Origin of the sequence: Streptomyces sp. NBC_00237, assembly GCF_026342435.1 — a bacterium.
Lineage (GTDB): Bacteria > Actinomycetota > Actinomycetes > Streptomycetales > Streptomycetaceae > Streptomyces.
The window spans coordinates 2,514,789-2,540,059 of sequence record NZ_JAPEMT010000002.1; the positions used below are offsets into that span (position 1 = coordinate 2,514,789).

General features: G+C 70.7%; 25 protein-coding genes. 6 read left to right on the forward strand and 19 right to left on the reverse strand.

The features are described 5' to 3' along the window. Positions 1–21: 21 nt before the first annotated feature. Positions 22–213, reverse strand: a complete 192-nt coding sequence (locus OG897_RS24925) for a DUF397 domain-containing protein (RefSeq protein WP_266659479.1) — start codon at positions 211–213, stop codon at positions 22–24. Positions 214–216: 3 nt separating this feature from the next. Then, the gene (locus OG897_RS24930; RefSeq protein WP_266659481.1) at positions 217–1,068 is read right to left on the reverse strand and encodes a helix-turn-helix transcriptional regulator; all 852 of its coding nucleotides are present in this window, start codon (positions 1,066–1,068) and stop codon (positions 217–219) included. A gap of 244 nt (positions 1,069–1,312) precedes the next feature. Between OG897_RS24930 and OG897_RS24935 the strand changes: the two genes are divergently transcribed. Then, the gene (locus tag OG897_RS24935) at positions 1,313–1,741 is read left to right on the forward strand and encodes an ATP-binding protein (RefSeq protein WP_266659483.1); all 429 of its coding nucleotides are present in this window, start codon (positions 1,313–1,315) and stop codon (positions 1,739–1,741) included. Positions 1,742–1,757: 16 nt separating this feature from the next. Here the strand turns inward: OG897_RS24935 and OG897_RS24940 are convergent, their stop codons facing one another. After that, the gene (locus OG897_RS24940; protein ID WP_266659485.1) at positions 1,758–3,191 is read right to left on the reverse strand and encodes a PLP-dependent aminotransferase family protein; all 1,434 of its coding nucleotides are present in this window, start codon (positions 3,189–3,191) and stop codon (positions 1,758–1,760) included. Positions 3,192–3,238: 47 nt separating this feature from the next. Between OG897_RS24940 and OG897_RS24945 the strand changes: the two genes are divergently transcribed. Further along, entirely contained in the window at positions 3,239–3,760 is a 522-nt protein-coding gene (locus OG897_RS24945; RefSeq protein WP_266659487.1) for a carboxymuconolactone decarboxylase family protein, read from the forward strand. A gap of 189 nt (positions 3,761–3,949) precedes the next feature. Here OG897_RS24945 and OG897_RS24950 read toward each other — a convergent pair whose 3' ends face one another. The 8 genes from OG897_RS24950 to OG897_RS24985 all read right to left on the reverse strand — a co-directional run bounded on the left by OG897_RS24950 (position 3,950) and on the right by OG897_RS24985 (position 14,296). Next, positions 3,950–4,924, reverse strand: a complete 975-nt coding sequence (locus tag OG897_RS24950; protein WP_266659489.1) for a transporter substrate-binding domain-containing protein — start codon at positions 4,922–4,924, stop codon at positions 3,950–3,952. Further along, complete coding sequence (locus OG897_RS24955) at positions 4,921–5,637, reverse strand: hypothetical protein (protein WP_266659491.1); 717 nt, start codon at positions 5,635–5,637, stop codon at positions 4,921–4,923. Before OG897_RS24955 ends, OG897_RS24950 begins: the two co-directional genes overlap by 4 nt. A 215-nt stretch (positions 5,638–5,852) precedes the next feature. After that, the gene (locus OG897_RS24960) at positions 5,853–6,743 is read right to left on the reverse strand and encodes an ABC transporter substrate-binding protein (protein WP_266660475.1); all 891 of its coding nucleotides are present in this window, start codon (positions 6,741–6,743) and stop codon (positions 5,853–5,855) included. 80 nt (positions 6,744–6,823) lie between these two features. Beyond that, positions 6,824–8,791, reverse strand: coding sequence for a proline/glycine betaine ABC transporter permease (locus tag OG897_RS24965; RefSeq protein WP_266659493.1), 1,968 nt, complete (start codon positions 8,789–8,791; stop codon positions 6,824–6,826). Between the two features lie 517 nt (positions 8,792–9,308). Continuing rightward, on the reverse strand, positions 9,309–10,403 hold the full coding sequence (locus OG897_RS24970; RefSeq protein ID WP_266659495.1) for a glycine betaine/L-proline ABC transporter ATP-binding protein: 1,095 nt from the start codon (positions 10,401–10,403) through the stop codon (positions 9,309–9,311). Further along, positions 10,403–11,959, reverse strand: coding sequence for a GMC family oxidoreductase (locus tag OG897_RS24975; protein WP_266659496.1), 1,557 nt, complete (start codon positions 11,957–11,959; stop codon positions 10,403–10,405). Before OG897_RS24975 ends, OG897_RS24970 begins: the two co-directional genes overlap by 1 nt. A gap of 280 nt (positions 11,960–12,239) precedes the next feature. After that, a complete protein-coding gene (locus OG897_RS24980; RefSeq protein ID WP_266659497.1) occupies positions 12,240–13,739 on the reverse strand; it encodes an aldehyde dehydrogenase family protein in 1,500 nt (499 codons plus the stop codon). Between the two features lie 206 nt (positions 13,740–13,945). Then, a complete protein-coding gene (locus tag OG897_RS24985) occupies positions 13,946–14,296 on the reverse strand; it encodes a hypothetical protein (protein WP_266659498.1) in 351 nt (116 codons plus the stop codon). Between the two features lie 433 nt (positions 14,297–14,729). Here OG897_RS24985 and OG897_RS24990 point away from each other — a divergent pair, with 433 nt between their 5' ends. The 4 genes from OG897_RS24990 to OG897_RS25005 all read left to right on the forward strand — a co-directional run bounded on the left by OG897_RS24990 (position 14,730) and on the right by OG897_RS25005 (position 16,502). Continuing rightward, positions 14,730–15,062 (forward strand): helix-turn-helix transcriptional regulator, encoded by a 333-nt coding sequence (locus tag OG897_RS24990; protein WP_266660477.1) that lies wholly within the window; start codon positions 14,730–14,732, stop codon positions 15,060–15,062. A gap of 44 nt (positions 15,063–15,106) precedes the next feature. Beyond that, entirely contained in the window at positions 15,107–15,442 is a 336-nt protein-coding gene (locus OG897_RS24995; protein WP_266659499.1) for a hypothetical protein, read from the forward strand. 92 nt (positions 15,443–15,534) lie between these two features. Then, the gene (locus OG897_RS25000) at positions 15,535–15,762 is read left to right on the forward strand and encodes a hypothetical protein (protein WP_266659500.1); all 228 of its coding nucleotides are present in this window, start codon (positions 15,535–15,537) and stop codon (positions 15,760–15,762) included. 257 nt (positions 15,763–16,019) lie between these two features. Continuing rightward, complete coding sequence (locus tag OG897_RS25005) at positions 16,020–16,502, forward strand: hypothetical protein (protein WP_266659502.1); 483 nt, start codon at positions 16,020–16,022, stop codon at positions 16,500–16,502. Positions 16,503–16,950: 448 nt separating this feature from the next. On the opposite strand, the gene OG897_RS25010 is transcribed toward OG897_RS25005, so the two are convergent. The 8 genes from OG897_RS25010 to OG897_RS25045 all read right to left on the reverse strand — a co-directional run bounded on the left by OG897_RS25010 (position 16,951) and on the right by OG897_RS25045 (position 24,955). Beyond that, a complete protein-coding gene (locus tag OG897_RS25010) occupies positions 16,951–17,706 on the reverse strand; it encodes a hypothetical protein (protein WP_266659504.1) in 756 nt (251 codons plus the stop codon). Positions 17,707–17,803: 97 nt separating this feature from the next. Continuing rightward, a complete protein-coding gene (locus tag OG897_RS25015) occupies positions 17,804–18,619 on the reverse strand; it encodes a hypothetical protein (protein WP_266659506.1) in 816 nt (271 codons plus the stop codon). Between the two features lie 303 nt (positions 18,620–18,922). Beyond that, positions 18,923–19,291: a hypothetical protein gene (locus tag OG897_RS25020; RefSeq protein WP_266659508.1), complete on the reverse strand. Its 369-nt coding sequence runs from the start codon at positions 19,289–19,291 to the stop codon at positions 18,923–18,925. After that, positions 19,278–21,071, reverse strand: a complete 1,794-nt coding sequence (locus tag OG897_RS25025; RefSeq protein WP_266659510.1) for a hypothetical protein — start codon at positions 21,069–21,071, stop codon at positions 19,278–19,280. Before OG897_RS25025 ends, OG897_RS25020 begins: the two co-directional genes overlap by 14 nt. Positions 21,072–21,217: 146 nt before the next feature. Beyond that, positions 21,218–21,796 carry a hypothetical protein gene (locus tag OG897_RS25030; RefSeq protein WP_266659512.1) on the reverse strand — a complete coding sequence of 193 codons (579 nt, stop codon included), beginning with the start codon at positions 21,794–21,796 and terminating at the stop codon, positions 21,218–21,220. Continuing rightward, on the reverse strand, positions 21,793–22,044 hold the full coding sequence (locus tag OG897_RS25035) for a helix-turn-helix transcriptional regulator (protein WP_266659514.1): 252 nt from the start codon (positions 22,042–22,044) through the stop codon (positions 21,793–21,795). The genes OG897_RS25030 and OG897_RS25035 overlap by 4 nt, the downstream gene beginning before the upstream one ends. Positions 22,045–22,226: 182 nt before the next feature. Next, the gene (locus OG897_RS25040) at positions 22,227–23,216 is read right to left on the reverse strand and encodes a malate dehydrogenase (RefSeq protein WP_185028179.1); all 990 of its coding nucleotides are present in this window, start codon (positions 23,214–23,216) and stop codon (positions 22,227–22,229) included. A 353-nt stretch (positions 23,217–23,569) separates the two neighbouring features. Next, entirely contained in the window at positions 23,570–24,955 is a 1,386-nt protein-coding gene (locus OG897_RS25045) for an XRE family transcriptional regulator (RefSeq protein WP_266659519.1), read from the reverse strand. Positions 24,956–25,271 lie beyond the last annotated feature (316 nt).

Genomic DNA, 25,271 nt, shown 5'->3' on the forward strand with positions numbered 1-25,271 from the left:
GCCGACGCATGCCCCGACGGGTCAACGCGTGGCGCGGGCCGCACCCTCGCGGAGGTGGCGCAGGAGGGCGGCGAGCGCGGCGGGGGCGGCGGCGAGGACCCGCCGGGGGGCGTCGCTCTCCCGGACGAGGCAGGCACGTCCCCCGTGGGCTATCTCCACACACGAGCCCCCGTCCGAGCCGTTGGAGTACGAGGACTTCTGCCACTGGGTCATTTTTCAGATCTCCTTCGCCAGACGATGGATGTAGTCCCTCGACCGGCTGGGCTCAAGCGCGGCCGACGTCACCGTCTCGAAGATCGACCGCAGCGCATGAAGTTGCGCAACAGCGTCCACGTAGACCCCGCCGCTCACGGTGTCCATGTGCACCGTGTCCAGCGCGGGTACGGGACCACTCGCGTACATCATCGTGGTGCCCGCACCGGCGAAGTTGTCCACGTCGAAGGGGATCACGCAGACGGTCACGTTGGGCTTCGTCGAGTGGTCCAGGATGCGTTCGAGTTGAGCACGGGCCACCTTCCGGTCCGCGACACGCGTACGGAGCACCGACTCGTGCAGCACCGCCTCGTACGGCGTGGCGTCCGCGCGATCGAGGATCGCTCCTCGGCGCTTCCGGTGCGCCACCCTCGGTTCCAGTTCACTGCTCGGAAGCCCGGGACGCCAGTACTTGAAGACGGCCCGGGCATACTCCTCCGTCTGAAGGAGCCCCGGCACGTGGTCCGTGCCGACCTCACGGATGGAGCAGGCGTGGTGCTCCAACTCCGACAGGTCCAGGAACGCCACGGGCAACACGTCCCGATATTCCTCCCACCAGCCGCGCGTACGTTCCGTAGCCATGGCCACGAGTGCATCGATCAACTCCGCGTCCACGCAGGCATAGTGAGCTGCCAGCCGCCGCACGCGCGCCTCACTGACTCCGGCGATCCCCGCCTCCGTCTGGCTCATGTGGACCGAACTCGACCCCAGCGCCACAGCCACCTCGCGGGCCGTCATCCCGGCCGCCTCGCGCAGTCTGCGCAGCTCAACGCCCAGGCGTACCTGACGAGCGGTCGGCTGACTCCTTGGCGGCATACGACTCCCCGAACCCCAACGGCTCTGTCCTCGCGGCCCGTTGGGCCACCCGATCGAGTGCCAGATTACGGCAACCGGTTGCGGCGGAATAAATTAATACCCTACCGTCGGTGACGCGTCGCACACGCAGCGAACCCGGGACCCCGGAAGCGCACCGCCCCGTCACGCCATGACGGCCGCGTCAATGCCACCGCCCAGCGGCCCGCCGCGCCACCAACTCGCTTCACCTTGAACGGAGTTGTTCATGCCGCGATCCGACGTGGACCCGTACCCCATCGAGAACTGGGAGTACTCCCTCTACATCCCGCACGACCCCCGAGCCGTCACCGTCAGTCGTCACACCCTCCGGCTGATCCTCGGCATGCACGGTCTGGCGTACCTCGCCGACCTGGCCGAACTCCTCGCCACCGAACTGATCAGCAACGCCGTACGGCACACCAAGGGCCCGGCCGCCCTCCGTGTCCGCCGCAGCGGCCGCACCCTGCGCATCGGAGCCTGGGACGCGGATCCCACACCGCCCGCCCCGCCGCTCCGCAGCGCCGACGAGGACGCCGAGGCGGGGCGTGGGCTGGCGCTCGTACGGACGTGTGCCGACGGGTGGGGCTGGTACCCGCTGACCAGCACCGGGGACGGCGGCAAATACGTGTGGTGCGAGCTGGCGGCTGCCGCGTAAGGGGACGCTCCGGCAACTACGCGAGTGCGCCCAGGGCCCGGATCAGGGCCCCGAGCGCACCCGGCCACCCCCTGTCCGACGGGGTCGCGTAGCCCACCATCAAGCCGTCCCGCCCGGCTCCGGGTGCCTCCGGATGCCGGTGCGTGGCGAGGCCCTCCACCGCCAGGCCCTGCCAGTGCGCCGCGCGCACCACCTCCCGTTCCGTGCCCGGCGGGAGTTCCAGGATGGCGTGCAGGCCCGCAGCGATTCCGGTGGTACGCACGTGCGGGGCGTGGGCGGCCAGAGCCGCCACCAGGTCGTCACGGCGGCGGCGGTAGCTGAGGCGCTTGGCCCGGACGTGGCGGTCGTACGCGCCCGAGGCCATGAACTCGGCGAGCGTGAGCTGTTCCAGCGCGCTGGAGGTGTTGTCGTACGGGGAGAGGAGCGGGAGGAGGTCGGGCGGCAGGACCGCCCAGGAGAGGCGCAGGCCCGGGGCCAGGGCTTTGCTGGTGGTGCCGAGGTAGACGACGCGGTCCGGGTCGAGGCCCTGGAGGGCGCCGACAGGCTGGCGGTCGTAGCGGAATTCGCCGTCGTAGTCGTCCTCCAGGATCAGCCCTCCGGTGCGGCGCGCCCAGTCGACGGCTGCGGCCCGCCGGTCGGGGTGCAGGGCGACTCCGGTCGGGAACTGGTGCGCGGCCGTGAGGAGGGCTGCTCCGACGCCCGGGAGTCCGGACAGTTCCTCGGTCTTCGAACCGCGTTCGTCGAGGCCCAGGGCGGGGGTCCGCAGGCCCGCCGCCGTGAAGCAGGCGCGGTGGAAGGCCAGGCCGTACGACTCCGTCGCGACCGCCTTCGTCGAGGGGGAGCGGCGGCGCAGCGCGTCGGCCAGGAAGGTCAGCGCGTTGACGTAACCGGAACGGATCACGAGGCGTTCGGGGTCGGCGTGCACGCCCCGGGTCCTGGCCAGATAGGCGGCGAGGACGGTACGGAGTTCGATGCGCCCGCGTGGGTCTCCGTAGCCGAAGGCTTCGTTCGGGGCGGTGGTCAGCGCCTTGCGGGACGCCTTCAGCCAGTCGGCGCGGGGGAAGGTGGACAGGTCGGGGGTGCCGGGCATCAGGTTGTGGGCGGGGGCGGTGCGGGCAAGGGGTTGCGGTGCAGGTGGGGGCTGTTTGCGGGGGGTGAGGTGGGCGCGGGCGGCGATCCGGGTGCCGGAGCCCTGGCGGGCGGTGAGCCAGCCCTCGGCGACCAGTTCGGCGTAGGCGTCGGCGACGGTGTTGCGGGCTATGCCGAGGTCGGCGGCGAGACTGCGGGAGGAGGGGAGGCGGGTGCCGGGGGCGAGGCGGCCGGTGCGGGCGGCCTCCCGGAGGGCGTCGCGCAGGCTCGTGCGCAGACCGGAACCGGAACCTGGGCCGGTCAGGTCGAGGTGGAGGTCCCTGCCGAGTTCGGCTTGGTAAGTGGCCCAGGAATCCGTCATGGGAATGGACCATAGCGGTGGGCCGGTGTGTGGGTAGCGTTGCCGGTATGACGACGAACGAGAACACCGCGAACGGGAACACCACGAACGGGAACGTCCCCGAGCACACGCCCCGTATGAACTGGTCCGAGCACGCCCCCGAGGTCTTCAAGGCGATGCTCCAGCTGGAGAAGGCCACCCGCAAGCACCTCGACCCGGTGGTCGCCGAGCTCGTGAAGATCCGCGCCTCGCAGATCAACCACTGCGCGTTCTGCCTGGACATGCACACGAAGGACGCGCTGGCCGCCGGTGAGCGGGTGGAGCGGATCGTGCAGCTGTCGGCGTGGGAGGAGTCGCAGCACTTCTACACGGCGAAGGAGATCGCGGCGATCGAGCTGACGGAGGCGATCACCGTGCTGACGGACGGGTTCGTGCCGGACGAGGTCTACGAGAAGGCGGCGAAGGAGTTCGACGAGGTGGAGCTGGCGCATCTGATCGCGGCGATCAACACGATCAATGTGTGGAACCGGTTCGCGGTATCGACGCGGATGGTGCCGGGGCACTATGTGGCGGGGTCCGTCAAGCACTGATCGCTCGGGCCGCGCGGGCCGCTCGGGGGGGGCATCGCTCCCCGGGCCGCGCCCGGATCCCGTTTGTAGGTCCCCCGGTGGGGGCGGGCGTTCCGGGCTGCGCCCGGTGCACGGCCTTCGGCCGCGCGTCCTCAAGCTCCCCCAAGCTCTCGGCTTCGCTCGACCAGGGGGTGCCCCCTCGACGGGCTGTTAGGGGCTGTCGCAGGAGTTGAGGGCGAGGGTTTCGGGTTTGGGTTTGAAGCGGGCTTCGAAGTCCGGGACCCGTTTGACCAGGTGGGGGAAGTGGCTCTGGAAGGAGACCCGCCATTTGTCGGCGAGGAAGTCCTTCAGGACCGTGACGAGTTGGCGGCAGCGTTCCGGTTGGGCGAGGGGCAGCCCTATTCCGTACTTCTGCGGCGCGCCCACCTCAATCGCCTCGGGGACCATGAGCTTCACACCGTGGCGTTCCACGAATCCGTACAGGATGACCTTGTCGGTCCACACCGCGTCGACGTTGCCGTTGAGCAGGTCGTCGACGCAGCGCTTGTAGTCGTCCCGGGGCACGTACTCGGCCTTGCCGTTGAGCAGGGTCCGCTGGTCGTCGGCGTCGGAGGTGGAACCCTCGGCGGTGCACACGGCCTTGCCGGTGAGGTCTTCACGCTTGCGGATCTTCTTCTTGTCGGAGGCCCGGATCAGCACGCCCTGACGGGTGTTGAGGTACGGGCCCGCGAAGGCGACCAGCTTCTTGCGCTTGTCGGTGATCGAGTACGTCGCGATGACGAGGCCGTCCGCGTGGTCGGCCAGGAAGGTCTCCCGCTCCTTCGACGTGGTGTCGACGGCGGTGAGGGAGGAGCCGAGCTTCGCCGCGACGAACTGGGCGAGGTCGTTCTCGAAGCCCTGGGCCTGGTGGCCGGTGGCGGAGTACTCGTTCAGGCCCGGCTGCTCGAACTTGGCACCGTAGAAGATGCCCTTGGGGAAGGTGGTCCTGTCGGGGCTGCCGCTGCTCTTCGCCGGTGGGCCGGAAGAACCGTTGGAGGAAGAGGAGGCGCTGCCCTTGTCGCCTGCGGTGCCGCCCCCGCCGTTCGCCGTGCAGGCGGAGGCCAGGAGGACGGCGGTCACGACCCCGGCAAGGGTGCGGGCGCGGTGGCGCGGACGTACGCCTGTGTGCGTGTACGAGGGCTTCATGCGGCCTCTTCCGGGAGCGTGTCGTTCGTCAGTACGGCGTCCTCGATCTCCAGGCTGATCCGGCAGGACTCCTCGGTGGTGAGCCGGATCTGCACGGAGACCTCCTTCTTGCCCTTGCGCAGGGGGAGATCGAATGCGGCGACTCCCCGGGCGAACCTGACCTGCCGGTCGCCCGACTGGGCTCCGGAGACCGTCAGCCTCGCCTCGGGCAGGCACGGGGAACCGCCGTTGGGGAGGTCCCGTCCGGCCACCCTCAGCCGGAGGCGGTCCCGCTCCCGGGTGATCGGCACGGTGAGGGTGAGCCCGTCGGTGTTGATCATCTCGCCGGGCTTCCCCGCGACCTTCACGCCCTCGGTGACGTCCTCGTCCTTGGAGTTCACGTACGTCCCGACGGACACGAGCGCGACCGCGACGACGACCACCAGCACCAGCGTGGCCACGGTCAGGGTGCGCAGGGACGGCCCGCCCGAGACGAAGGCCGGGGCCAGCAACGCTCCCGCGACCACCACGAAGATGCCGCTCAGCACGGTGACGGACACCTCGGTCAGCCACGGCCCGCCGAGGAAGACCTCGCAGGCGAAGAGGAGGATCAGCAGGACGAACACGACGATCGCGCCGACGCCCGGCTCTCCGGGGGCCCGGCCACCACCCGCACCACCACCCGCACCGGGACTCGCCCGCCGCACCTTGCCCGCCCCGCCCCGTACGCGCATGCCTCGCTCCCACCCCTCGTGAACCTGGTGTACCGACGTCCGGACCCCCTGAAACCCCTTTCGGGGACCAACTGTCGTACGACTTGGGCGGGTTGCGCCAAGAGCCCGCTCCGGAGGTTTCCGGGGCGGGCTCTTGGTGAAGGGGGCGTGCTCAGTGCGGCTGCCGGGGGCTGCTCAGCCCTGGGGAATCAGCCCTGGAGGGATCCCTGGGGGAATCAGCCCTTGGGGAGCCACGCGCGCCAGACGGGCTCGTTGTCCGCGACCCACTTCTCCGCGGCGGCCTCCGGGGAGAGCTTCTGGTCGGCGATCATCAGGGACACCGCGTTCTGCTGCTCCGCGTTCCAGTGGAAGTTCTTGAGGAACTGGGCCGCCTTGCCGCCCTTCTTCGCGAAGTTCGCGTTCATGTACTTCGCGAGGGGCGTGGTCGGGTAGGCGCAGTCGATGTCCTCGGGGGCCTTCGCCGCGCACTTCTCGGAGTAGGCGGGGAGTTTGACCTCGACCATGGGGACCTGCTCGAACAGCCACTGGGGCTGGTACCAGTAGGTGAGGAAGGGCTTCTTCTCCTTGGCGAAGCGCTGGATCTGGGTGATCTGGGCGGCTTCGGAGCCGGAGAAGACGACCTGGTAGTTGAGCTTGAGGTTGTCGACGAGGGCCTTGTCGTTGGTGACGTAGGACGGGGAGCCGTCCAGGAGCTGGCCCTTGCCGCCGCTCTCCGGGGTCTTGAACTGGTCGGCGTACTTGTTGAGGTTGCGCCAGTCCGTGACGTCCGGGTGCTTGTCCGCGAAGTACTTGGGGACGAACCAGCCGATGTGGCCGATGACGCCGACCTCGCCCGCCGGGACGATCGTCTTCTTGTCCTTGACGTAGCGGGCCTCCTGCTCGGGGTGCCCCCAGTCCTCCATGATCATGTCGACCCGGCCCTGGCTGAGGGCGTCCCAGGCGGGGACCTCGTCGACCTGGACGGTGTCGACGCGGTAGCCGAGTTCGCGTTCCAGGATGAGCTTGGCGACGGCGACGTCCGCCTGCGCGCCGACCCAGGACTGGACGGAGAGGGTGACGGTCTTCGCACCGGCAGCGTTCGCGTACGGGGACGCCTGCTGGGTCATGTCGGCCGCCCCGCACCCCGTGAGGAGCAGTGCGCCGAGGCCCAGTGCGGTGGACTTGAGTGCCGTACGGCGAGAGATGTTCACGCGTCCTCCTTGCGGGCCGCGCGCGAAGGCTGCGTGACCCGGTCGAGCATCAGGCCGAGGCAGACGATCGCGGCGCCCGCCTTGAGGCCGGTGGCCAGGTCGCCCTGGGCGAGGCCGAACACGACGTCGTAACCCAGCGCGCCTCCGCCGACCAGGCCGCCGATGATGACGACGGCGAGGACCAGGACGACGCCCTGGTTCACGGCGAGGAGCAAGGACGGGCGGGCGAGCGGGAGTTGGACCTGCCGGAGCTGCTGGCCCCGGGTCGCGCCGAGCGAGCGGGCCGACTCCATGGCGGCGGGGCTGACCTGCTGGAGGCCCTGGGTGGTGATGCGGACGACGGCCGGGAGCGCGTAGACGACGGCGGCTGCCGCTGCCGGGGCGCGGCCCACGCCGAAGAGGGCGACGACGGGGATGAGGTAGACGAACTGCGGCATCGTCTGCATCACGTCGAGGACGGGGCGCAGGACGCGCTCCAGGCGGCTGTTGCGGGAGGCGGCGATGCCGATCGCGAAGCCGATGAGGAGGGTCACCGCGACGGCGGCGAGGACTTGGGAGAGCGTGTCCATGGACGGCTTCCACACGCCGAGCACGCCGATGGCGGCCATGGCGAGGGTGGCGGTCAGCGCCGACTTCCAGGTGCCGATCAGCCAGGCGAGGGCGGCGACCAGGAGCAGGACCGCGTACCAGGGCAGGGCGGTCAGGCCCGAGCGGACCGGATCCAGGACGTACGAGGTGAAGTGACCGGCCCAGTCGGCGGTGCCGCCGATGACGGGCACCCCGGAGTAGAGGTGGTCGGTCATCCAGCCGACGGCCTTGTTGACGGTCGGGGCGATCTCGATCGACCAGGAGGCGGGCCACAGGAGGGAGTCGGCGAGGCGGGCGGCGACGGCCACCGCCGCTACGGCTGCGAGGCCGATGGCGGCGGGGAGCCAGGAGCGGCCCTGTTCGCGGTCGCCGGAACCTGCGGCTGCCGTCACCCGGTCGAGGACGATCGCCATCAGTACGATGGGGAGCCCTGCGGCCAGTGCCTGGCCGACGTCGACGGAGGCCAGCGCCTGGTAGACGCGGTCGCCGAGACCGGCGGCGCCGATGACGGACGCGATGACGGCCATCGAGAGGGCCATCATGATCGTCTGGTTGAGGCCGAGGAGGAGCTGCTTGCGGGCGAGGGGCAGCCGGGCGGTCAGCAGGCGCTGGGTCGCCGTCGCGCCGAGCGACTCGACCGCTTCGAGCACGCCCTTGTCCGCGCCGCGCAGGCCGAGCGCCGTGAGGCGGGCCATGGGCGGGGCGGCGTACACGACGGTCGCCAGGACCGCCGCCGGGACGCCGATGCCGAAGATCAGTACGACGGGCAGCAGGTACGCGAAGGCCGGGAGCACCTGCATGGTGTCCAGGACGGGGCGCAGGATGCGGAAGGTGCGGTCGGAGAGCCCTGCGGCGAGGCCGAGGAACGCGCCGAGGGCCACGGATGCGGCCACCGCCACCGCCATCAGGGCGAGGGTCTGCATGGTCGGCACCCACATGCCGAGGAGGCCGCAGGTGGCGAGGGACGCGAGGGTGCCGGCGGCGAGCTTCGGTCCGGCGGTGCGCCAGGCGATCAGGGTGGCGAGGGCCGTCGTCCCGGCCCAGCCGAGGGCGAGGAGGACGAGGTAGACGGCTCGGACGGAGAGGACGACCGCGTTGGAGATGTGGCCGAAGAAGTAGAGGAAGAGGGGGTGGCCGTCGCGGTTGTCGATGATCCAGTCGCTGACCTTGCCGAGGGGTTCGGTGAGGTCGACGGTGAGGGGGGTGGGCCAGGTGCCGGAGGCCCAGCGGGTGTGGAGGACGGGGATGGCGACGGCCGCCACCAGGGCGAGCGCGGCGAGCTTGAGGAGGGTGGGGCGACGGGTCCCCCTCTCCCGCCAACTGGCTTGTGCCTCGCGGGGCTTCGGCGGGGCGGAGGTGGTGGTCACGGCACTCATGCGGTCACCTCGCCGGTACGGGTGGGGTGGGGGGTGGGGGTGTGCGGGTGCGCGGGGGCCGGGCGGGGGGTAGCGGAGGCGTGCGGCCGTACCGGGGTGGGGCGGGGGGAAGCGGAGAGGTGCGGCCGTACCGGAGTGGGGCGGGGGGAAGCGGAGAGGTGCGGCTCCGCCGGGGGCCGCCCCTTGCCCACCCGTTCCGCCCTCTGGGCGGCCCAGCTGCCCAAGGGGCTCGGACGGTGGGCGGCCCAGCTGCCCAAGGGGCTCGGACGGTGGGCGGCCCAGCTGCCCAAGGGGCTCGGGCGGTGGGCGGCCCAGCTGCCCAAGGGGCTCGGGCGGTGGGCGGCCCAGCTGCCCAAGGGGCTCGGGCGGTGGGCGGCCCAGCTGCCCAAGGGGCTCGGGCGGTGGGCGGCCCAGCTGCCCAAGGGGCTCGGGCGGTGGGCGGCGCGGCTGGCCGAGGGGGTCGGGTGGTGGGCCGCGCAGCTGGTCAAGGGGGTCGGGGGCGTACTGGCGTGGGGCATCAGGCGGTCACCGCCAGGGTTCCGGCTACTACGGAGAGGAGGCAGGCGCGGTCGACGATGCCCAGGAGGCGGCCGTCGGACATCACGCGGGCCGTGGGCTCGCCGGTGCGGACCAGGGCTTCGATGGCCTCGGAGACGGGGGCTTCCGGGGGGACCGCGGGGCCGGATTCCGCGTCGCCCGGTTCCGGGGTGCGCATCGCGGAGGCGACGGTGAGGACCTGCTCGCGGGGGACGTCGCGGACGAAGTCGCGCACGTAGTCGTCGGCCGGGGAGCCGACGATCTCCTCCGGGGTGCCGAGCTGCACGATCTCGCCGTCGCGCATCAGGGCGATGCGGTCGCCCAGGCGCAGTGCCTCGTTGAGGTCGTGGGTGATGAACACCATCGTGCGCCCCTCCTCCTGGTGGAGGCGGATGACCTCTTCCTGCATGTCGCGTCGGATGAGGGGGTCCAGGGCGCTGAACGGCTCGTCGAAGAGCAGGACTTCGGGGTCGACCGCGAGGGCGCGGGCCAGGCCCACGCGCTGTTGCTGGCCGCCGGAGAGCTGACCGGGGCGGCGGTTCTCCAGCCCGTCGAGGCCGACCTTGGACACGACCTCGGCGGCCTTCGCGCGCCGCTCGGCCTTGCCCATGCCCTGCACTTCGAGCCCGTACGCGACGTTGTCGAGGACCGTACGGTGCGGGAGCAGGCCGAAGTGCTGGAAGACCATGGCGGCGCGGTGGCGGCGGAGTTCGCGCAGGCGGGACTTGTCCATGGAGAGGACGTCCTCGCCGTCGATGGCGAGCGCGCCCGAGGTCGGCTCGATGAGCCGGGTCAGACAGCGGACCAGGGTCGACTTTCCGGAGCCGGACAGCCCCATGACGACGAAGACCTCGCCCTTCTTCACGTCGAAGGAGACGTCGCGGACGGCGGCCGTGCAGCCGGTGCGCTCGCGGAGTTCGGGCACGGAGAGGCCGGTGAGGGCCTTGTCGCCGGGGACCTTGTCGGCCTTGGGGCCGAAGACCTTCCAGAGGTTCCGTACGGAGAAGACGGGCTCGGCGGAGGCGGAGTCGGCGGGCGGCTCGGCCTGGCTCTGTGCAGTGGTCGTCGTACTCATTACGCGGCACCTCCGGAGATGGTCGGTTGCTGCTGGGCGTGTACCAGCAGCTCTGCGCACTTCTCGCCGACCATCAGGACCCCGATCATCGGGTTGACGGCGGTCATGGTGGGGAAGACGGAAGCGTCGGCGATGCGGATGCCGTCGAGTCCCTTGATCTTCAAGTCGGGTGTGACGACGGCGAGTTCGTCGCTCGCGGCGCCCATCTTGCAGGTGCCCGCCGGGTGGTAGACGGTGTGCGCGACCTTGCGCGCGTACTCGCTCAGCTCTTCGTCGGAGGTGACGTCGGGGCCGGGGCAGACCTCGCGCTTGAGCCAGCCGGAGAGCGGGGCCGCCGCCGCGATCTCGCGGGCGATCCTGATGCCGTCGACGAGGGTGCGTCCGTCGTGGTCGTCCTCGTCGGTGAAGTACCGGAAGTCGAGGGCGGGCTTGACGGCCGGGTCGGCGCTGGTGAGGTAGAGGCGGCCGCGGCTGCGCGGCTTGGGGATGTTGGGGGTCATCGACACGCCGTGCGCGGGGCGTTCGTAGCCGAGGCGCTCGGGGTTGTCGGTGAAGGGGATTTGGTAGAAGTGGAACATCAGGTCGGGGCCCGCGTGCTCCGGGTCGCGCTTCACGAACAGCCCCGCGTCCGAATCCATCGCCGAGTTCTCGGGGATCGGCCCGTTCGTCTCCCAGACGATGACGGACTCGGGGTGGTCGAGGAGGTTCTCGCCCACGCCGGGAAGGTCGACGGCGACGGGTATGCCGAGCGCTTCGAGGTCGCGGGCCGGGCCTATGCCGGAGTGCAGGAGCAGCCGGGGGGTGTCCACCGCACCGGCGCAGACGAGGACTTCGCGGGTGGCCCGGACGAGGACCTCCTCGCCCTCCTTGGTGCGGACGCGGACGCCGCGCGCCCGGGTGCCGTCGAGCTCCAGCTCGTACGCCCAGGTCTCCAGCAGGATGTGGAGGTTCGGGCGGTCCAGGAACGGGTGGAGGTACGCCACGGACGCGGACGAGCGCTTGTTGCTCTCGGGGTGGTAGGCGAGGTCGAAGAAGCCGACGCCGTCCTCGAAGGGCTTCTGGTTGAAGCTCTCGACGCGGGGGACGCCGAGGGCGCTCTGTGCGGCGTCGACGAAGTCGCGGGCGATGGCGTTCCGGTCGGCCTCGTCGACGGGGACGATGTTGTTGCGCAGCTTGGAGAAGTACGGGTCCATGGCGGCGGCCCCCCACCCCTCGGCGCCGTTGGCCTCCCACTCGTCCCAGTCACTCGGCAGCGGCTTGAAGGCGATGAGGGTGTTGTGCGAGGAGCAGCCGCCGAGGACGCGGGCGCGGCTGTGCCGGATGTGGGAGTTGCCGCGCGGCTGCTCCGTCGTCGGGTAGTCGTAGTCCAGCTCACCGCCGAGGAGGCCCATCCAGCGGCGCAGGGTGAGGACTTCGGGGCGGTCGACGTCGGAGGGTCCGCCTTCGATGACGGCGACGCGGATGTCGGGGTCCTCGGTGAGGCGGGACGCGATCACGGATCCGGCGGTGCCGCCGCCGACGACGACGTAGTCGTACTCGTGAAGTGACTCGGGCATATGGTGCTGCTCCTCTTCTGGCGAAGGTTCTGACGCGTAATGGGTTGGGGGGGACGGGGGTTGGGCGGGGGCTGCGAAGCAGCCCTCCAGGGGCGCGGGGAACTGCGCGACCAGCCACAACACCACCCGCACGTGTCCGGGACAGCCGCGCGGCAAGCGCTCTAGGTGAAGGGGCGGGTCAGGGGCATCAACCCGCCGAAGGCGGGCGGGGGTTCGGGGGCGGAGCCCCCGGAACGAACCGCAACCACCCACTCACCCGCACCCCCCGGGAAGGGCGGGATCAGCCGCCGAACCACCGCACCGGCTTCGGATCCAGGTTCTGGTAAATGTGCTTCGACTCCCGGTACTCGGCCAGCCCCGCCGGGCCCAGCTCCCGCCCCACGCCGGACTTCCCGAACCCGCCCCACTCCGCCTGCGGCAAGTAGGGGTGGAAGTCGTTGATCCACACCGTCCCGTGCCGCAGCTTCGCGGCGACCCGCCGCGCCCGCGCGGCATCCGCCGACCAGACCCCGCCCGCGAGCCCGTACTCGGTGTCATTGGCGAGGGCGATCGCCTCCGCCTCGGTGACGAAGGTCTCGACCGTCAGGATCGGCCCGAAGGTCTCCTCCCGCACGACCCGCATGTCCCGGTGGCACCCGTCGAGCACGGTCGGCCGGTAGAAGTACCCCTCGTACCCGGCCCCTTCGGGACGCGAGCCCCCCGCCCGCAGCACGGCGCCTTCCTCCAGCGCGGCGGCGACGTAGTACTCCGTCTTCTCCAACTGCGAGGCGGAGACGAGCGGCCCGCACTCGACGCCCTTCTCGGTCCCCCGCCCGATCCGGATCTTCTCGGCCCGCCGCGCCAGCTCGGCGACGAACCGCTCCCGGACCGACTCCTCGACGATGAGCCGCGACCCGGCCGAACACACCTGACCGCTGTGGATGAAGGCGGCGTTCAGCGCCTGATCGACGGCGGTGTCAAACCCCTCCTCCGTCTCACACGCATCCGCGAAGACGACGTTGGGGTTCTTCCCGCCCAGCTCCAGGGCGACCTTCTTCACCGTCTCCGCGGCGGCCTGCATGACCTTCGTACCGCTGAGAAGCCCACCCGTGAACGACACCAGGTCGACCTCCGGGTGCTCAGCCATCCGCGCACCCACCGAAGCCCCGGGCCCGGTGACAACGTTCGCCACGCCCTCGGGCAACCCCGCCTCGACGAGCAGCGCCACGAGCGCGACCGTCGTCATGGGCGTGATCTCGCTCGGCTTGACCACGAAAGTGTTGCCCGCCGCCAACGCCGGAGCGATCTTCCAACTCGCCTGAAGCAGCGGGTAGTTCCAGGGCGTGATCAGCGCACAGACACCCACCGGCTCGTGCACCACGACGCTGTGAACGCTGGCCGACCCCGCATCCACAACACGTCCCGCGCCCTCCCCGATCACCAGATCGGCGAAGTACCGGAAGGCATCGGTGACGCAGTCGATGTCGACGCGCCCCTCCTCCACGGTCTTCCCGGCGTCCTGCGCCTCCAGCCGTCCCAGTTCCTCGCGGTCCCGCTGGAGCAGGTCCGCGACCCGGCGCAGCAGCGCGGCCCGCTCGGCGGTCGGCGTCTGCGGCCACACGCCCTGCCCGCCCGCGAACGCCCTGCTCGCGGCGGCAACAGCGGCGTCGACGTCGTCCGCGCCGCCCTCGGCGACCACGGCGAACGGCTTCGCGTCCGCGGGGTCGAGGATCTCGCGCGTGGAACCGGAGAGGGCTGCCCGCCACTCCCCGCCCACATGGATGGTCTTTTCTGCCGACACGACGCTTTCGCCTTCCGTTACCGAGAGGACCAGAGGTGCTGGCCCCCGCCAGGAGAACTGGCGGCGGAACCCCTCCCCCGGGCGGGCGAAAGCATGCCGTTTACGTGGCCGAAAGTGCCATGAGTCACTTTCCGTGGGGACAAAAGACCTGATCAGGGCGGATGTGACCCCGGAGGCAACCAACCCCCCGGGGCCGAAAACGCCCCTCACCGCCCCTGGACGGCCGCCGCCTCCTTGGTCAGGACGACGGCCTCGTACAGCCCGAGCCCCGGCTCGGCCTTCCGCAGCGCCTTGATCGCCCGCACGGAGTCGGCCTCGACCGCGACGCCGGCCGCTTCGATACGTTCCCGGGCCCACCGCCCCCGGATCTCGGCCTGCGGGGCCTGGGGCGCGTCGACCAGAATCGCCACGGCCCGCTCCAGCCCCGGCCGCTCGGCGTCACCGGCCCCGGTGGCATCGAGGGCATCGCGCAGCAGCCCGAGCAGGGCGTCGCGATCGCTGAGGGCGATGACGTGGAGGTCACGCTTGGAGAAGTGGCGGGTGAGAGCGTCGGCCATGGAAGATCCCCGGGGTCGTACGAGAAGCGGTCAATGCGCGGCTAGCGCCGCAGTGAACCCCAGCAAGCCCCACCTGATCAACTTCCGAGATGCAACCGCTTTGCACTCGCGCCTCCCCGCAGGGGCTCGGCAGCTGAAGCACTCCTGCAACTCGCCTACAAAGAACGGCAGTTGAGGCCAACAGTTGCATCACTCGCGTGTACGGTAGCAAAGAAGAGCGACACCGCTGACGCGGTGCAACGCTCTTTCTTCGTGCCGGACCGCCTGGACGCCATCAACGTCGCCCCGGGCCGGCCGCCCTCCCACGCGATCGCCCCGCACACGAGAGAAGGGTGGCAAGGGGCCGAACGGCGCACGCCAGGAACCACACGGGAAAGGAAGAGCCGCTGTGTTAGTCAGCACCGGGGAAGAATCAGGCACCCCCAGAACAGCCGTGCACTCCAGGGAAGCACCACACACACCGGGGGACCCCGCCGGCATCCCCCGATTGACCCCACGGGAAGGCGAAGTCCTCCGTCTCCTGGGAGCGGCCGTTCAGAACCGCGAGATCGGCAAACGCCTGGGCATCGCGGAACGAACGGTCAAAGCACATCTTGGCAACCTCATGAGCAAGATCGCTGTCACCACTCGCATCGAAGCGGCGATATTCGCATACGCACATTACGGCGCCCTCACCGAGAGGGCAACGCACGGCGATGACAAGCCTTCAGCCCCACGGACCCGGCGGAGCAACCCTGCACACACCGACGTCGTCCCTCCCCTCTGATCGCCGTTCACCGTTCACCACAACCAAGCCAACGGAAAGTGAAGATGACCACCACAGGCGACCCGTGCACCACCGGCAGCGCCGATGGCGCGGAGAGCGCGGAGCCGGACGTGTCCGTCCACCCGCGGGTACTCGGCGGCGAGGAGTGGGGGCTGGTCCTCCTCGTCCTGGCTGTCGTTCCGTACCAGCTCTTCGTTCGCAGCGATCCGGAGAAGGCATGGCTCATCTACCTCGCCGCCTGCGCGGGTGCCGGCATCCTCCTCACCGCGTCCCTCTTCATGAAATGGAAGCCGGGGCGGTTCACCGTCTGGGTACTCGCCCTTCTCGCCACCACAGGAATCGCGCTCGCCCTGGCGATTCCAGGGAGATTCCCGTTCTGAGGGGATTTTCCCCATCCATTCGCGACAAGCAAGGAGTACGGAACGCCATGGGCCAGTCAATGGACGTAGAAAGCCGTAAAGCTTCATGGGAAATGCCCGCACTGCTGCTCCTTCCGGTCGTCCCCATCATGATTTTCACCGACCTCGGGACGGGCTGGCTCGTTGCCTCATGGGCCCTCTGGGGGATCGCCCTGGTCCTCGGGGCGGCGCAGTGGTCCCTGACGTCCAGGAACGGGTTGGACGGGTGGATCGCCAGGGTGGGGATCGTGGTCTTCCACGTACTCCTGCCGGTAGTGGCCTGGTTGCTCTTCACCGCCTAGGCCGCGAGAACACCGGCCGAGGGATTCCTGCCCGAAATGGCGATGCCCGAGTAGGCGATGCCTGAATGGCCAGTGACCCAATGGACGTTGCACGAACGGACAATGCCCCGTCGTGCCACGCCCAAAGAAGCAATAGCAGCACGTCGACACCCTTGCCAGGATTGCGGAGCCGGAACACCCGGCGCCACAGGGTCGGTTGAGAGGGCATACCGATCGCCGACCCTGCGAGATCGCATCAGCGAGGGGCAGGAATGGCAATGAACAACAAACTCCGTATGACCGCAGCGGGAATAGCCACAGCCGTCGCACTCGGCGTGGCCGCTCCAGCGGCACAGGCCAGGAGCACCCAGGCTCCAGCCCGTGCCGCCGCGGTCCAGACAGTCCAGGTGGGCAGTCAGAGCCTGACTGCCCACCAGCTCACCACACTGGCCGGCCTGTCCACGCAGGCCCAGACCACCGGCCAGGTCACTGCTGCCGACGTGGCCGCCCTCAAGCAGGCCGGTCTCAGGGGTGGCAAGCTCAGCGCCATCCTGGCGGTCATCAAGAAGGTTCCGGGCGCCTTCAAGTGGCTCAGCAGCGCCGCCAAGTCCTCCTACAAGGCGGCCAAGGGCAACCTCAGCAAGGCCGCGAAGATCCTGCGCACGAAGATCCTGCAGCTCAGCTCGTGGAACCCGGTCCGCTGGATCCTCAGCAAGATCGACCACAACACGCTCACCCGCATCATCGACTTCTTCAGCTGAGCACACCCCGCCGGCACTGCGGCGGCCTCGTAGTCGGCGGGCATCGGGCCGCCGCCCGACACCGCAGCCGACAGCGTGGGGCCCTCGACGTACTGAGTCGCCATCCACGGCGTCTCCGCCTCCGTGTCCGCGTCCGCGTCCGCGTCCGCGTCCGTGTCCAGGAGCGGCGCGGTGAACGCCCCGCTGGCCTGCCGCGCCGCGTGCACCTCGCGCGCGAATCGCTCGCGGAGCCGGGCGTCGTCGCCAGGTCGGGCCTGATCACCCTTGTCCGCGACGGCCCGCCCGGACGTCGAGGGGGCGAGGTACACCTCGCCCATGCCTCCCGCGCCCAGCAGTTCCTCGACCTCGTAGTGGCCCGGTCTCGTAGGCCGCTCGCTCCGCCCCCGTGCCCCGTGTGGTGTCGCGCGTCACCCTGGTCAGCGGGGGCGGAGGCGGGGCGTGGTCTGCCTCACTCGCCCACGGGCTCGAAGTGCCGCAAGGCCGTTTCCAGGGTGGTCCGTTGGCGGGGCCACTCCTCGGCGGGGCCGACGACGGCGAACGCGTACCGCTTCCCGTCCGGCGCCGGGAACACCCGCTGGATGAGCGTGAGCCGTCTCCCCGTACGCGTGCTGTCGTACGAGTAGACGAGTTCGGCCGCGCCCTTGGTGGTGGGGTGCAGGGCCTGGAGCTCGAAGCCCGGGTAGTGCCGGTGGGTGGCGACCGTGACGCGCAGCGCCCGGGTCGCGCTCATCCGGGACTCGGCGAGGGGCCAGAACTGGAGGAAGCGGCTGTACGGGGACGTGGGCGAGCGGTAGTAGACGGACGCGGCCACGTCGCGCCGCCAGCCGGACGGGACGGCGAGGGTGACGTCGGAGGGGTCCCGTATGACGGCGAAGTCGGCGGGGAGAGTGGGAGAGGGGGGTGGAGTGGGCTTGGGGGGTGCGGGGGTGGCGCGTGGTGTGGAGTTCTGGGTGGGGGCTGGGAGGGGGGCCGGGGCGGTCGCCGGATCCTGGACGAACCAGGCCGTGCCGATGCCGATCAGGAGGCCGAGGGTCACGAGCAGGACGTTGACGGGGGTGAAACGGAAGTGGAAGCGGCTTCGGGGCTTGGCCGTGCTGAACGGTGAGCGGGGGTTGGGGAGTTGAGCACCCTCGTTGCCGGTGCCGCTGGTGCCGCCGCTCCGGCCCCCTGAGCCCGGGCGCGCGAAATCGTCGGCGTGCGCCATGGCCCGCTCCCCCTCCAGCACCGTTCCGACCGCCTGAACTCCCGTCCGCGCGAAGGCACATGGTAGATCCGGTGAGCGGGATCGGAACAGGTCGTGTTCACGAGGTGAAGTGGGCGAGGGCCGTTTCGACGGTGGTGCGCTGGTGCGGCCAGGCGGTGTCGGGCCCGGAAACCATGACGGCGTAGAGGGAGCCGTCCGTGGCGCGGAAGACGCGTTCGAGGTGGCGGACGCGTTCGGAGGTTTCCGAGCTGTCGAAGGCGTAGACGAGCTCTTCGGTCTCGGGGTGGGGGGAGGTGGGGACGGTGGTGAGGGAGATGCGTTCGTAGCCGATCTTGTTGTTCGACTCGTTCTTGGCGGTCTCCTCCAGGGCGTCCGTGGAGGAGAAGTCGGGTTCGGAGATCCTCCAGAGCTGGAGGAAGTGGGCCTTGGTCGGGCCTCGGTAGAAGGTGGTACCGGACCGGGCGGAGTCCTGGATCCAGGTGGAGGGGACGGCGAGGGTGGGGCCGATGGGGTCGGTGATGAGGGTGTAGTCCGGGGGGAGGGCTGGGGTGGGGTCGGGGGTGGTGGCCATGCCCGGAGGGAGGGGGGCGGGGCCGGGGATGCCGGGGGGTGTGGGGGCAGCGGCCTTGTTGCTGGAGGTGGTGGTTGTGGTGTCGTCGGTGAGGTGGAGGGCGAGCCAGGTGCCTCCGGCGCCGAGGGTGAGGGCGAGGAGGAGGGTGGTGGCGATCAGCCTCGGGGTGGGGCGGGGTGGGGCTGTGGTGGGCGTGGGCGGGGGGTGCTCCGGAGGGGCGAGGCTCCCGGGGTAGGGCGCGAGGCACTCCGGACGGGCGAGGCTCCCGGGGTGGGGCGGGGGATGCCCGGAGAGGGCTGGGCCCTCGGGGTGGAGCGGGGCAGCACCGGGGTGGGGAGGCACCGCCGCCCCAGAGGGCCAGGCCGCCCCGGGCGGGTTCGGCTGCCCCGGGGGCCTGGCCACACCGGAGGATCCGGCCGCCCCGGAGGATCCGGCCACACCGGGGGGTCCCGCCACACCGGAGGGCCCCGCCACGCCGGGAGGTCCCGCCACGCCGGGGGATCCGGCTGCCCCGGGGGGTCCGGCTGCCCCCGGCCGTTCGGCTGCCCCGGGGAGCCCCGCCGCCCCGGAGGACTCGGCCGGTTGCCAGCTTTGGGTGGTGGGGTTCCAGATGCGGTCGGGGGTGTCGCGGGGTTTGGGCACCGGTCAGGCTCCCGAGAGGAGGGTGCCGATGGACTGGGCCAGCGCGATCGCCGAGGCGAAGCCCGTGGCGGCAGGGCCTGAGGCTTCCAGGGCTCGGCCGATGCGGCCGAGGAGGGGGCTCGGAGCCCGGCCCGTCCTGGTGAGTTCGGCTTCTGCCTCGACGAGTTCGGCGTCGAGTACCTCGATCGGCTCGGTGGCCGCAAGCCGCGCCAGGTCCTCGCGCAGGGCCCGCACCTCGGAGAGAAGATCCGGCTGTGCGGCCACGGTGTTGTTCGTGGTGGTGGCCGTGCTGTTCGCGCCGAAGGTCAGGGAGCTGTTGCTGACTGAGCCGATGTGCGGCCCGGGGGTGGGGGTCTCGTTAGCGTGCGCCATTGCCGTTGCCTCCGCGTACGGGGCCCTGGGGGCCTGGGTTGGTGGTGCGGGAGTTGTTGGTGGTGTTCGCGCGGGAGCCCGGCCCGAAGCCCAGGGCGCTGTGGTGCACGGAGTCGATGACGACCCCGCCGTCGGAGACGTTGATGACCTTCTGCTCGAACTCGCCGGTCTGCCAGCCCGCCGCGTACAGCGCGTCCTTGACCCCGCCCGCGACCCGGTCCTGCACGCTCTTCAGGTAGCGGCTGACGTCCATGTCCTGGAAGAGGGAGAGGCGGCCGGTCGCCACCCTTTCCCGTACGGAGAAGTCGGGGCCGGTGCGCGGCTCGCCGCCCAGTCCGCCGGTGAGGAGCTGGAAGCCGCTGCCCACTCCCCGTACGAGCGTGATCAGCGCCCGCACCGGCGCGGCCGGGGTGTCCGCGAGACCGCCCGCGATCCGGACGAGTGCGTTGCCCGTCAGGTAGCGGCGGGCCGCCAGCGTTCCGGCCAGGAACTGCGGGCGCACCGGCGGCAGTACGTGCGGGGCGATCTCCAGCATCAGCATCCCGCCCTGCGTGTGCACCCGTACGAAGACGGTGACGACGACCTCCTCGCCCCAGCCGCCGACCCGGATGCGCAGGAAGTGCCGTCGGGTCTCGCCGCCCTCCTCGACGGCCGCCGCCAGGTAGTCCCGTACGAATGCGGGACTGCCCTGCGTCGACGCGAAGGACGGCACGTCCAGCGTGGGCATGAACACGCACTCGTCGACGACGAGTTCGCGCAGCCGGTCGATGACCTTGTCGCCGTGCGCGGAGGGGCGCTGGAGGGCTTCGACGAGGGGCCGGACCCGGTCGAGGATCGTCCGGTTGTCCAGGGGGTACGGGGTGACGCCCTCGCGGGGCTTGAGCTCGACGGCGAGTTCCCAGGTGTCGACCGGTGCACCCGCGCCCAGGAACGGGTCCTCGGCGCCGTACATGATGAGCGGCGAGGACTGCTCGGCGTCGACCAGTGCGCGCAGCCGCCGCGAGCGGGGGCCGACGGGCCCGGACTCGATCTCGGCGCGGTCCTGGTGGCGGGCGGCGAAGGCGGTCCGCTCCAGCTCCTGGGCAAGGATGCGGGCGAACTGGAGGCGCTGGGCGCCCGCCGTCACGACGAGTACGGCCAGGAAGAACAGCGTCACCCAGACGGGCTGGGAGTCACGCCCGAAGCCGAAGAGGCCCGACGTGTCGAGGGGGGCGAACGGGCCGCCGAAGACGCCCTGGAGGTTCGTCAGCACCTCGTCCAGCCAGGTCGGATCCCACGTCTCCGGGTCGTCGAAGGCACGGGCCCCCAGCCAGAGCAGGGCCCAGGCGAACACGGCCCGGCCGTACCAGCGCAGCAGCAGCGCCGGGATCTGGCGGGCCGGTTCGGGGCGGCGGGCGGAGCCCCGGACCAGCGTGGCCAGGGCGAGGACGACGCAGGGGAAGAGGAGGAGCAGGAAGAGGCCGCCGGTGAGGACCGTGGCGAGCGTCCAGAGGAGTACGGTCCCGGCCGCCCAGACCAGTTCGATACGGCGTGCACGCAGGGCGTGCGCGAGGACGCGGGCCGCGTCGAAGCCGTACGAGGGGGCCGTGACCCGCTCCTCGTGGACGTACAGCTCCTCGATCACCGCGTCGCGGTACGCACCGTCGAGGTAGACCCCGGCGCAGAGCAGGCGGCTGGCCTCGCTGAGGGCGGGGGGCACCGGGTGCCGTGCGGCGGAGGGGTCCGGGGGTGGGGACTGCGGCGGGGACTGCGGCGGGACGACGGGTACGGGGTGGGTCACGGGGCGGTCCTCGACTGACGTCAACTCCCGCGCGCGGCTGGCTGCTTCGCGCCCCGGGCGGTCCGATGGGGTGCGTCAGACTAGGCCCGGCACGGCCCCTCTTCGTCCCGTTCACGGGGGAACGCCCCGGATAGGTGCCCTCGTGGTCAGTTGTGCGAGACGACCGCCTTCTCGAAAACGCCGCCGAAGTCGCCCTCGAAGTCGTCGGCCGGCTCGGGGGCGTCCTGGACCTGGAGGGCCGCGACCCACAGCGGCATCATCCAGAGCAGGACGAACACGCCGACGAGCAGCGGGGCGACGTACGCCCTGGTCAGTTGGCCGTCGGTGGCGTGGGCTGCCAGCCAGAGTCCGGCGGCGGCACCGATGATCAGCGCACCCGTCATCTTGTGCGCCGTGGCGCGGGCCCGCTCGCGCTCCATGAGCTGGCGCTCGTCCAGGGCGCGGGCTCGGAGCTCGAAGAGGCCGCAGGTGGCGCCGTTGAGGATGCCGGTGGCCAGGCACCAGAGGAGCGTGACGGGGATCAGAGCGAAGAGGGCCCACCGCTGGTCGTACGCGAATATCTGCACGAGGAGGGCGGCGTCACCGAGGGTCAGGGCCACGCTCGCGGCGACGGCGGCCCGGCGGCGGCCCTTCGTGGCGCTGAACACGCGCCCCCTGGGGTCGTTCATCAGGGCCTGCATGCGCCGGTCGTACCCCGTCATCTTGTTGCTGGCGGACGCGTTCATGACTGTGACTTCCTCCCGTAGACCTCTTGCGTGAGCGAGCCGAACGGCTCCAGTGAGAACAGCGCCTCGACCGGCAGTTCGAAGAACGCGGCGACCTTCAGGGCCAGGTCCAGGCTGGGGTTGTACTGCCCGCGCTCGATGTAGCCGATGGTCTGGTAGTGGACGCCGACCGCTTCGGCGAGGGCCTGGCGGGAGACTTTCCGCTCGGCTCTCACCACGGCCATTCTGTTGTGCACCTGCTCGCTCATGTACAAGAAGTACTACATTCGGGGGTAGGTGCACAACAGTTCTGAGGGCTTCGGGGCGGCTCAACACGCACAAAACCCCCGGCAGTTGAACTGCCGGGGGCTTTGTGTGAAGCGAATCAGACCATAAGGGGTCGGATCAGGCGGGACCTCAGGTCGGGCGGGACCTCAGGACCGTCGGGACCTCAGATCAGGCCGAGCTCGCGCACCGCGTCGCGCTCTTCCTTGAGCTCCTGTACCGAGGCGTCGATGCGGGCGCGGGAGAAGTCGTTGATCTCCAGGCCCTGGACGATCTCGTACTTGCCGTCCTTGCAGGTGACGGGGAAGGAGGAGATCAGGCCCTCCGGGACGCCGTAGGAGCCGTCCGACGGGATGCCCATCGAGGTCCAGTCGCCCGCGGCCGTGCCGTTGACCCACGTGTGCACGTGGTCGATGGCGGCGTTGGCGGCCGAGGCGGCCGAGGACGCGCCACGGGCCTCGATGATCGCCGCGCCGCGCTTGGCGACGGTCGGGATGAAGGTGTCGGCCAGCCACTGCTCGTCGTTGACGACCTCGGCGGCGTTCTTGCCCGCCACCTCGGCGTGGAAGATGTCCGGGTACTGGGTGGCGGAGTGGTTGCCCCAGATCGTGAGCTTCTTCAGCTCGGAGACCGGGGTGCCGGTCTTCTTCGAGAGCTGCGAGAGCGCGCGGTTGTGGTCCAGACGGGTCATCGCGGTGAAGCGCTCCGCCGGGACGTCCGGGGCGGCGGCCTGCGCGATGAGCGCGTTGGTGTTGGCCGGGTTGCCGACAACGAGGACGCGGATGTCGTCCGCGGCGTTGTCGTTGATGGCCTTGCCCTGGGGCTTGAAGATGCCGCCGTTGGCCGAGAGCAGGTCGCCGCGCTCCATGCCCTTCGTACGGGGGCGGGCGCCGACGAGGAGGGCGACGTTCGCGCCGTCGAAGCCGACGTTCGGGTCGTCCGTGATCTCGATGCCCTGGAGCAGCGGGAAGGCGCAGTCGTCGAGCTCCATGGCGGTGCCCTCAGCGGCCTTCAGGCCCTGCGGAATCTCCAGGAGACGCAGCTTGACCGGCACGTCCTGGCCGAGCAGGTGACCGGAGGCGATGCGGAAGAGCAGCGCGTAGCCGATCTGTCCGGCCGCGCCGGTGACGGTGACATTCACGGGAGTGCGGGTCATGGCGATCTCCGTAAGACAAGCGAAGTGGCGGGGGTCCCTGCCCCTTGTGCGGGATATCTCGATGTGGAGAGATGTCCGCCCGCCAGGCTATCGCGCCTCGGGCGGGGCGGACTCCCGGGTCCGTGTGGGACGGCGCACACCCCACGGCGCACACCCCACTACGCACACCCCATCGCCGTACGCCCCACTGCCCACACCCCACCGCCGTACGCCCTCGGGAACGCCGACGGCCGTCCGCGCAGAGGGGGGGAGCGCGAACGGCCGTCTCGGGTGGCGTCACCCGTGGGGGGTGACATGCACCTTCCCCGAAGAGGGGAGGGCATGCGCCCCGATGTCAGTTTTCTTCTCGTCGGCTACTCGGCCGTCGTGCAGCTCTTCTTGCCGCTCTTCAGCGTCGCGCACGCCCGCGCCTCGTCCGCCGTGGCCGACTCGACCATCGACGTGTACGCGTCGGTGGACGCCGCGCCGACCACGCCGTTGCGCCCGGCAGCCGAGGTGTCGGAGGAGACCGTCACCTTGTCGCCGCCCGCGGCACCGGTGATACGGGCCCAGGCCGCGCCGCACGTCTTGCTGTAGCGGACCTCGATCTTGGCGGTGCCGACCGTGCCGCGCGCGGACGTGATGGCGTACTCGCCGCCGCAGCCCATCGCCTCGGGGTCCTTGCCCTCGCACGCCTTGCCGTTGCACTTCACACCGGCGGGCAGCTTGGGCGTCGTCGTCCTGTCCTGCGAAGCCGCCGGGGTCTTGCCCGCGTTCGGCTCCTTGTCCTTGTCGTCGCCGCTGGTCAGCAGCACTGCGGCCACGATCACCAGCAGTGCGCCGACGACGCCCGCCAGGAACATCGTCAGCTTGCGCCGCTGGCGCTGGCGGTCCGGTGCCGAGTTCGGCGGCGGCGGGCCCGGACGCGCGCCGCCGGGGCCGGGGCCCGCGGGACGGTCGTAACCGCCCGCACCGCCGGAACCGGAACGCGCGGAGGACGAGGAAGCGGAGGAGGCCGACGGGCTGTTGTAGCTCTGGCCCTGGTTGAAGCCGCGCTCGAAGTCGTTCGCGTAGTCGCGCTCGTGCTCCGGGCGGCCCGGGGCGGGACGGCTCGGCGCGGTGCGCGCGGCGGACGCGGATCCCTGCCCGGAACGCGCCGACGGGACCTGCCCGGTACGCGCCTTGAGCTCGCTGGGGATCTTCAGGTTCGTCGTCATGTCGAACGCGTCGGTGTTCGGCCGGGCGGCACGCCGCTGCTGGCCGGTGTCGGTCAGCGCCGACTCCGACGCGCGGGACTGGCCCGGCACCGAAGCGGAACCCGGCCCCGAGGAGCCCGGACGCGCAGCGGAACCCGGACGCGTCGGCGGGGTCGAGGTGGTGCCCGCCTTGCGCGACTTGGCGTTCTGGGACGCGGGCGCACCGAACTCGCCCAGCGCCGCGCGCGCCTGGGAGATCCGGATGGCTTCCATCGTCATGTCGTGGCGCATCTCGGAACGGCTCCAGGCGCGCTCCGCGAGCTCCCACATGGTGGTGAGGTGAACGGGATTGGTCCCGGTCACGTCGGAGAGCGCGACGACCGCGCCCTTGGGTGCGAGCAGCCGTCCATTGAGATAGCGCTCCCAGGACGTCTTGCTGTACCCGGTGCGGTCCGCGACCGCGGCAACGCTCAGACCGCTGCGGTCGACGAGTCGACGCAGCTGGTTGGCGAACTCCCTGACCTGCGGGTCGAGTCCTTCCGGCAGCGCTTTCCAACGAGGCATAGCTTCCCCCTTGTCCCCCCGTACGTTCCTGATGTGCCCCGCGCTCTGTTCTGCCCTCTGCTCCTGCCCCTTAGGCCCCTGCCCTGGTGAAGGCGGCGTACCCAGAGGGATGCGCTGAGCCAGGATGTCAGTTCCTGGGGCGGGAGCGCACGGGAGCAAATCGGAACCCGGACGCACCTCATTGCGCGCTCCCGTTCCGATCGCCCGTACCAGTGTCCCATCGATGCTGTGTGCGGATTGCCCGAGCCCTGACCTTCCCTCACGGCGGTCCACAATGTCCAGACAAGTCCGCTATTCAACTGCCTTGCGACAGCTT

What these genes read in the sequence shown, in the direction of transcription:
- OG897_RS24925 (WP_266659479.1), bottom strand. Translation starts at nt 213, where the DNA reads ATGACCCAGTGGCAGAAGTCCTCGTACTCCAACGGCTCGGACGGGGGC.
- OG897_RS24930 (WP_266659481.1), bottom strand. Translation starts at nt 1,068, where the DNA reads ATGCCGCCAAGGAGTCAGCCGACCGCTCGTCAGGTACGCCTGGGCGTT.
- OG897_RS24935 (WP_266659483.1), top strand. Translation starts at nt 1,313, where the DNA reads ATGCCGCGATCCGACGTGGACCCGTACCCCATCGAGAACTGGGAGTAC.
- OG897_RS24940 (WP_266659485.1), bottom strand. Translation starts at nt 3,191, where the DNA reads ATGACGGATTCCTGGGCCACTTACCAAGCCGAACTCGGCAGGGACCTC.
- OG897_RS24945 (WP_266659487.1), top strand. Translation starts at nt 3,239, where the DNA reads ATGACGACGAACGAGAACACCGCGAACGGGAACACCACGAACGGGAAC.
- OG897_RS24950 (WP_266659489.1), bottom strand. Translation starts at nt 4,924, where the DNA reads ATGAAGCCCTCGTACACGCACACAGGCGTACGTCCGCGCCACCGCGCC.
- OG897_RS24955 (WP_266659491.1), bottom strand. Translation starts at nt 5,637, where the DNA reads ATGCGCGTACGGGGCGGGGCGGGCAAGGTGCGGCGGGCGAGTCCCGGT.
- OG897_RS24960 (WP_266660475.1), bottom strand. Translation starts at nt 6,743, where the DNA reads ATGACCCAGCAGGCGTCCCCGTACGCGAACGCTGCCGGTGCGAAGACC.
- OG897_RS24965 (WP_266659493.1), bottom strand. Translation starts at nt 8,791, where the DNA reads ATGAGTGCCGTGACCACCACCTCCGCCCCGCCGAAGCCCCGCGAGGCA.
- OG897_RS24970 (WP_266659495.1), bottom strand. Translation starts at nt 10,403, where the DNA reads ATGAGTACGACGACCACTGCACAGAGCCAGGCCGAGCCGCCCGCCGAC.
- OG897_RS24975 (WP_266659496.1), bottom strand. Translation starts at nt 11,959, where the DNA reads ATGCCCGAGTCACTTCACGAGTACGACTACGTCGTCGTCGGCGGCGGC.
- OG897_RS24985 (WP_266659498.1), bottom strand. Translation starts at nt 14,296, where the DNA reads ATGGCCGACGCTCTCACCCGCCACTTCTCCAAGCGTGACCTCCACGTC.
- OG897_RS24995 (WP_266659499.1), top strand. Translation starts at nt 15,107, where the DNA reads ATGACCACCACAGGCGACCCGTGCACCACCGGCAGCGCCGATGGCGCG.
- OG897_RS25000 (WP_266659500.1), top strand. Translation starts at nt 15,535, where the DNA reads ATGCCCGCACTGCTGCTCCTTCCGGTCGTCCCCATCATGATTTTCACC.
- OG897_RS25005 (WP_266659502.1), top strand. Translation starts at nt 16,020, where the DNA reads ATGAACAACAAACTCCGTATGACCGCAGCGGGAATAGCCACAGCCGTC.
- OG897_RS25010 (WP_266659504.1), bottom strand. Translation starts at nt 17,706, where the DNA reads ATGGCGCACGCCGACGATTTCGCGCGCCCGGGCTCAGGGGGCCGGAGC.
- OG897_RS25020 (WP_266659508.1), bottom strand. Translation starts at nt 19,291, where the DNA reads ATGGCGCACGCTAACGAGACCCCCACCCCCGGGCCGCACATCGGCTCA.
- OG897_RS25030 (WP_266659512.1), bottom strand. Translation starts at nt 21,796, where the DNA reads ATGAACGCGTCCGCCAGCAACAAGATGACGGGGTACGACCGGCGCATG.
- OG897_RS25035 (WP_266659514.1), bottom strand. Translation starts at nt 22,044, where the DNA reads ATGAGCGAGCAGGTGCACAACAGAATGGCCGTGGTGAGAGCCGAGCGG.
- OG897_RS25040 (WP_185028179.1), bottom strand. Translation starts at nt 23,216, where the DNA reads ATGACCCGCACTCCCGTGAATGTCACCGTCACCGGCGCGGCCGGACAG.
- OG897_RS25045 (WP_266659519.1), bottom strand. Translation starts at nt 24,955, where the DNA reads ATGCCTCGTTGGAAAGCGCTGCCGGAAGGACTCGACCCGCAGGTCAGG.